We start from the raw sequence: 954 nt of genomic DNA on the forward strand, positions 1-954 counted from the left end.
GCTGTACGACATCAATGCCGCGGCGGTGGGTGTGGTGAATTCGGGTGTTTTGCCGTTCGATGAGGAGGGTGCGGCGGGGCCGTTGGCGGAGGCGGTGGCCGCGGGTCGTCTGGTCGCTACCGCTGATCCGGCCAGTGTGGCTACGGCTGAGCATGTGGTGGTGATCGTTGGTACGCCGGTGGATGAGCATTTGAATCCGGATCTGGCGGCGGTTCCGCGGGCGATCGAGCGGTGTGTGGAGTATTTGCGTGCGGGTCAGTTGCTGATCTTGCGTAGCACTGTCCATCCGGGTGTGACGGCGTTGACGGAGAAGTTGTTGGCCCGGCATGGTTTGGGGATCGAGGTGGCGTTTTGTCCTGAGCGGATCGCTGAGGGCAGGGCGATGGTGGAGTTGTTCGAGTTGCCGCAGATCGTGTCGGCGCGTACGTCGGCGGCGTTGGCTCGGGCGGAGAAGTTCTTCCGGCATCTGACGGAGCAGATTGTGCCGTTGGCGCCGGAGGAGGCGGAGTTGGCGAAGTTGTTCACGAACACGTGGCGGTATGTCAAGTTCGCGACGGCGAATCAGTTCTGGATGATGGCCAACGATTTCGGTCTGGATTTTGAGCGGATCCGGTATGCGATCCGGTATGACTATCCGCGGGCGGCGGATCTGCCGGGGCCGGGTTTCGCGGCGGGGCCGTGTCTGTTCAAGGACACGATGCAGTTGGCGGCGTTCAACCGGAACAACTTCGTGCTGGGGCATTCGGCGATGCTCATCAACGAGGGGTTGCCGTTGTATCTGGTGTCCAAGATGGAGGAGAGTCACGACCTGGGCGAGTTGACGGTCGGCATCCTCGGCATGGCGTTCAAGGGCGAAAGCGACGACCCGCGGGAGAGTCTGGCGTACAAGCTGAAGAAGATCCTGACGCTGCGGGCGAAGCGGGTGCTGTGCGCCGACCCGTACGTGCGGGACGA

The 954-nt window shown here is 62.7% G+C and carries 1 protein-coding gene; it reads left to right on the forward strand.

Annotated features, from left to right (window positions below; genetic code table 11):
• Position 1 precedes the first annotated feature (1 nt).
• On the forward strand, positions 2-954 hold a 953-nt coding region (locus KJS59_RS30665; RefSeq protein WP_249715200.1), incomplete at its 3' end, for a nucleotide sugar dehydrogenase.

Source organism: Rhizomonospora bruguierae (assembly GCF_018397995.1).
In the GTDB taxonomy this organism is placed as follows: domain Bacteria; phylum Actinomycetota; class Actinomycetes; order Mycobacteriales; family Micromonosporaceae; genus Rhizomonospora; species Rhizomonospora bruguierae.